General features: G+C 73.0%; 4 protein-coding genes. 1 reads left to right on the top strand and 3 read right to left on the bottom strand.

Annotation, left to right across the window (positions count from 1 at the left end; genetic code table 11):
• Positions 1 to 1,860: TRAP transporter permease (locus SACSA_RS22420; protein ID WP_019815676.1), on the bottom strand; the 1,860-nt coding region annotated here is incomplete at its 3' end.
• 41 nt (positions 1,861 to 1,901) lie between these two features.
• Positions 1,902 to 2,930 carry a TAXI family TRAP transporter solute-binding subunit gene (locus tag SACSA_RS0110445; protein WP_232212919.1) on the bottom strand — a complete coding sequence of 343 codons (1,029 nt, stop codon included), beginning with the start codon at positions 2,928 to 2,930 and terminating at the stop codon, positions 1,902 to 1,904.
• A 208-nt stretch (positions 2,931 to 3,138) separates the two neighbouring features.
• On the opposite strand from SACSA_RS0110445, the gene ggt reads away from it, so the two are divergent.
• Positions 3,139 to 4,971 carry a gamma-glutamyltransferase gene (gene ggt / locus SACSA_RS0110450; RefSeq protein WP_028661758.1) on the top strand — a complete coding sequence of 611 codons (1,833 nt, stop codon included), beginning with the start codon at positions 3,139 to 3,141 and terminating at the stop codon, positions 4,969 to 4,971.
• A 42-nt stretch (positions 4,972 to 5,013) separates the two neighbouring features.
• Here ggt and SACSA_RS26005 read toward each other — a convergent pair.
• Positions 5,014 to 5,417 (bottom strand): substrate-binding domain-containing protein (locus SACSA_RS26005; RefSeq protein ID WP_019815682.1); only part of this gene is annotated, 404 nt, incomplete at its 5' end.

The raw sequence follows: 5,417 nt of genomic DNA on the forward strand, positions 1-5,417 counted from the left end.
CAGGGACACGCCGAGGTGGGGGTGGAGCGCGACAAGGCCCCCTGCCACGAGCGCGAACCGCGCCACGGGCGGGGTGCGGCCGGGCGCGAAGCCGATGAGCCCGGCCGAGACCGCGACGATCCCGGCCGCCGTCGTGGTCAGGGTGCCGAGGAAGGCGCCCACGGTCGCGTCCTGCCACAGCAGAGCGGGTTGGGTCACGAACACGAACGGCACGAGAAAGCCGGGCACCGCGAGCGTGAGTGCGGTCAGCCCGGTGCGCATCGGGTTCGCGGCGGCCAGACCCGCCCCGGCGTAGGCGGCGAGGCAGACCGGTGGCGTGATGTCGGCGACGATGCCGAAGTAGAACACGAACAGGTGTGCGGCGAGCACGGGCACGTCGAACTGGAGCAGGATCGGCGCGGCGACCGTGGCGGTGACGACGTAGTTGGCGGTGGTGGGCAGGCCCATTCCGAGCACCAGGCACGCCAGCATGGTGAACGCCAGCGCGAGGGCGAGCCAGCCCATGGACAGGTCGAGGATGCCGCCCGCGAGTTTGCCGCCGAGCCCGGTGCGCGTGACGGTGCCCGCGATGATCCCGGCACTGGCGCACGCGGCGATCACGGGCAGGGCCGCGCGGGCTCCGCGTTCGAACAGGCCGGCGAGTTCGGCCGGGCGCGGGCGGGTGTCGGCCCGCACGAGGCTCACCGACAGCGCGGTGAGAATGCCGAACAGCGCGGCGTTGGCGGGGGAGCGCCCGGCGAGCAGCAGGCCGACGATCACCGCGAGGGGAGCGAGGAGGTGGGCGCGGGCGAGCAGGGCACGCACGGAGGGCAACGCCTCGCGCGGGGCTCCGAGCACGCCGGTGCGGCGTGCCTCGCAGTGCACGCCCGCGAACAGGCCGAGGTAGTACAGCGCGGCCGGGACCACGGCGAGCAGGACGATCTCGTCGTACGGGGTGCCGGTGTACTCGGCCATGATGAACACGGCCGCGCCCATGATCGGAGGCACGAGTTGCCCTCCGGTGGAGGCCGCCGCCTCGGTCGCTCCCGCGAACCGGGGACGGAACCCCGCCCGCTTCATCATCGGGATCGTGAACGAGCCCGAGGCCACGGTGTTGGCCACCGAGCTTCCCGAGACCATGCCCTGCATGCCGCTCGCCACGACCGCCGCCTTGGCCGTGCCACCGGTGTAGCGGCCCGTGAGGCCGAAGGCCAGGTCGTTGAGGAAGCGGCCGATTCCGGTCCGCACCAGCACTACGCCGAAGAACAGGAACAGGAAGATGAAGGTGGACGACACCTGGATCGGGGTGCCGAACACCGACGTCGAGGTGTAGACGGCTTCGCCGACCAGCAGCTCGAAGGAGAAGCCGGGGTGGTCGAAGATCGGCATCGCGGGGCCGAAGTAGCCGTAGGCCAGGGCGGCCAGCGCGATCACCACGATCGGCAGTCCGACGCAGCGCCGGGTGGCTTCCAGAATCAGCGCCAGCGCGGCGGTGGCGAGCACGACGTCGAGCGGCTCGTAGCCCAGGATGACCGCCTGGGTGGTCAGGCGCTCGTAGTGCACGAGGATGTGCCCCGTGGCCCACAGCGTCAGCCCGCAGAGCACGACGTCGTGCGGCGGGACGCCCGGCCTGCGCGCTCCCGTCCTGCGGGCGGGGTAGAGCAGGTAGACCAGGCTCATCGCGGCGCCCACGTGCACCGCGCCCTGCAACAGGGAGGTCAGCGTGCCGAACAGGGCGGTGTAGAGCTGGAACGCGGTGAGGCCGCTCGCGAGCACCGCCACGACCCACCGCCACGGGCCGAGCCGCGTCCGGTACCGGCTCTCCCGGTCGTGCTCCGAGGTGGCACCGTCCGGCTCGACGGCTCCCACCGCGTCGCGCATCGTCTCACCCGCTCCCTGTGCGTGCCACCGTGCGGGACGAGTCAGTCGAGCAGGCCCTGTTCCCGGAAGTAGCGCTCCGCACCCGGATGCAGGGGTACCTCCCCCCGGCCCAGCGTGGCGTCGTCGAGCGTGATCAGGTCCTTCTGCGGGAGCGTGAGCGAGTCGGCCCCGGTGTAGAGGGCGCGCGTGATCTCGTAGCCGAGTTCCTCGCTCACCTGCGTCGTCGACGCGTACATCGCGGCGAACACCGACACCGTCGGCACCGGCTCGTCGAGGAAGTCGTAGGTGCCGGCCGGGATCTCGTACTCGGTGAGCCCGCCGTCGGTGACGATCGCGTCGATCCGCTCGTCGTCGAGCGGGACCAGCCGCACCTCCCCGGTCGTCGCCGCCAGCTCGTTCAGGCTCGCGGCGGGCACGCCGAGGATCTCGATGGAGGCGTCGGCGTTGCCGTCCTGGAGCTTGGTGCGCGCGTCGCCGAAGCCTTCCTCCAGGGCGGTGTAGGAACCCTGGTCGAGACCGTAGGCCGCGAGTATCCGCTCGGCGGCCTGGCGCGTTCCCCCACCGGGCGGGCCGATCGACACCGTGGCGCCTTCGAGGTCGGCCACGGACTCGATCCCGGTCGACTCCAGGGTGATGATCTGGGCGGCCTCGGGGTAGAGGCTTCCCAGGAATCCCACGTTGTCCACGGCCGCGCCCTCGAACTCGCCGGTGCCGGCGACGGCGTCCTGCGCGGTGTTGTGCTGGGCGATGCCGAGTTGCAGCTCGCCCCGCGCGATCTTGGCGAGATTCTCCACGGAGGCACCGGTCTCCACCGCGCTCACGCTGAGACCGTCGACGTCGATCGTGTCGGTGAAGATGGTGGCGTATTCCTGCCCCAGGGGGAAGTACACCCCGCCCGTGCTGCCCGTACCGAGTTGCAGCTCGGTGGTGAACCCGCCGCCGTCGTCCGGCCCGCCGCATCCGGCGGCCACCAGTGCGAGCACGGCGGCCACACTCACCCCACGGCCCCGCCCGGCCCGCGTCCCTGTCCGCACGTCGATCCCTCCCCGGGGGTCAGAGGTCTGGTCCACTACGGCACCCTGGCCGTTCTGGCTGCGGCGGGCCGAGAGTGCGGCGGCGATCGTTATCCGTTCGCGACCTGGAACACGGGTGTGCGACCGTTCGGGGGAGAGCCGCGAGCAGGAATCGTCCGGACGGCGTAGCGCCTTCGCGGTGTCCGTCGTGGACCATGCTGGAGGAGGTGTCGCGTCCGCGTTCGACCACGACGGAGGATCGCCGATGTCCGCAGCACTGTCCACGCCGGTACGACTCCGGGTGCCTGCCGCCGCCCTGGCCCTCGCGATGACGGCGGGCGCGCTGACCGCGCCGCCGCAGGCCAGCGCGCAGGGGTGGCACACCGACAAGAATCCGGTGGCCGTCGGCGGTGGCGGGGCGGTGAGTTCGGTCGACCCGGAGGCCACGGCGATCGGGATCGAGGTGCTGCGGCGCGGCGGCAACGCCACCGACGCCGCGGTGGCCACCGCCGCCGCGCTCGGCGTCACCGACCCGTACAGCGCGGGCCTGGGTGGCGGCGGGTTCCTCGTCCACTACGACGCCGAGCGTGGTGTCGTCGAGACGATCGACGGCCGCGAGACCGCACCGGCGGCCATGCCGCGCGACGCGTTCGTCGACCCCGCGACGGGGCGGCCGTACCCGTTCTTTCCCGACATGGTCACCAGCGGAGCGGCGGTCGGGGTGCCCGGCACGCCCGCGAGCTGGGAGGCCGCGCTGCGCGACTGGGGCACGTACTCGCTGGCCGAGGCGTTGCGCCCGGCGGCGCGGTTGGCCTCCCGCGGGTTCGTCGTCGACGAGACCTTCCACAACCAGACGCTCGCCAACCGCGAGCGATTCGCGGCCGTGGAATCCACCGCCGAACTGTTCCTGCCCGAGGGGGCCGCGCCGCGAGTCGGGTCGGTGTTCCGCAACCCCGACCTCGCACGGACCTACCGCACGCTCGCGCGGGAGGGGGTCGAGGCCTTCTACCACGGACGGCTGGCCGACGAGATCGCCGAGGTGGTTCGCACCCCGCCGGTGACCGCCGGGGCCGATCTGCCGGTGCCCCCGGGCACCATGGACCCGGCCGACCTCGCCCGCTACGAGGTGCTTCGCCCCGAGCCCACGCGGCACGACTACCGCGGCTACGAGGTCGTCGGCATGGCCCCGCCGTCGAGCGGGGGAACCACCGTGGGCGAGACCCTGAACATCCTCGAACGGTTCGACGTGGCGTCGCTGTCGCCCGAGCGGCTGTGGCACCACTACCTCGAAGCCTCCGCGCTGGCCTATGCCGACCGGGCGAAATACTCGGGCGACGCGGCGTTCGTGGACGTGCCCACCGAGGAGTTGCTCTCCGACGGCTTCGCCGCCGAACGGGCCTGCGCGCTCGATCCGGACCGGGCCGCGGCGAAACCCGTCGCCTCGGGCGTGGCGGACGGCCGGTACGACGCGTCGTGCGGGGACGTCGACGTCGGCGGGCACGCAGGGCGCCCGGACACCGAGGGCCCCTCGACGACGCACGTGAGTGTGGTCGACCGATGGGGCAACGCCGTGTCCTACACCCTGACCATCGAGCAGACCGGCGGCAGCGGCATCACGGTGCCCGGCCGAGGATTCCTGCTCAACAATGAGCTGACCGACTTCAGTCACGTCTACGACGCCGACGACCCGAACCGCATCGAAGGCGGCAAGCGGCCGCGCTCGTCGATGTCGCCGACCATCGTGCTCGACGACGGCAGGCCGTGGCTCGTGCTCGGTTCGCCCGGCGGCTCCACGATCATCACCACGGTGATCCAGACGCTGGTGCGCCGCATCGACCAGGGCGCGGATCTGCCCTCGGCCCTGGCGGCGCCGCGCGCCACCCAGCGCAACACGGCCGCGGTGTCCGCCGAGCCCGCGTTCACCGACGCCCACGGCGCGGCGTTGACCGCCCGGGGGCACGAGTTCAGCCCCGTAGGCGAGATCGGCGCGGCGACCGCCGTCGAGATCCTGCCGGACGGGACGGCCCAGGCCGTCGCCGAACCCGAGCGCCGGGGCGGAGGTGACGCCCGGGTGGTCCACCCGGAGACCGTTCCCTGACGCCAGGGCGGTGCCCGGCGCACCGCCCTGTGGGTGAGCGGGTCACCGTGCGGCAGGCACAGTGGACAGCGGCTCGGCGCGCGGGGGCGCCGTGGTGCCGCGCACGGTCAGCGTGACCGCGACGCGGGACGGCGCCCCGGCGGGACCCGAACCCAGGCCCGCCAGCCGGTGCCAGGCCAGTCTGCCGACCTCGCCCTTCGGCACCGTGACCGTGGTCAGCTCCGGATCGACCACTCCGGAGAGCGGCACGTCGTCGAAGCCGGTCACCGAGATCTCGTCCGGCACGCGCACGCCCAGCTCGCGCAATCCGCTCAGCAGGCCCAGCGCGACGTTGTCGTTGAACGCCACCACCGCGGTCGGCGCGTGGTCCAGCACGTGCGGGGCGGCGGTGTAGCCGTCGGCGACGGTGGACCCGCACGGCAGGCGCCGCACCGCGAGGCCCCGCC

Origin of the sequence: Saccharomonospora saliphila YIM 90502, from assembly GCF_000383795.1 — a bacterium.
Classification (GTDB): Bacteria; Actinomycetota; Actinomycetes; order Mycobacteriales; family Pseudonocardiaceae; genus Saccharomonospora; species Saccharomonospora saliphila.

Excerpts from the sequence above, each read along its gene's own strand:
- ggt (WP_028661758.1), top strand. The coding sequence starts at position 3,139 with ATGTCCGCAGCACTGTCCACGCCGGTACGACTCCGGGTGCCTGCCGCC.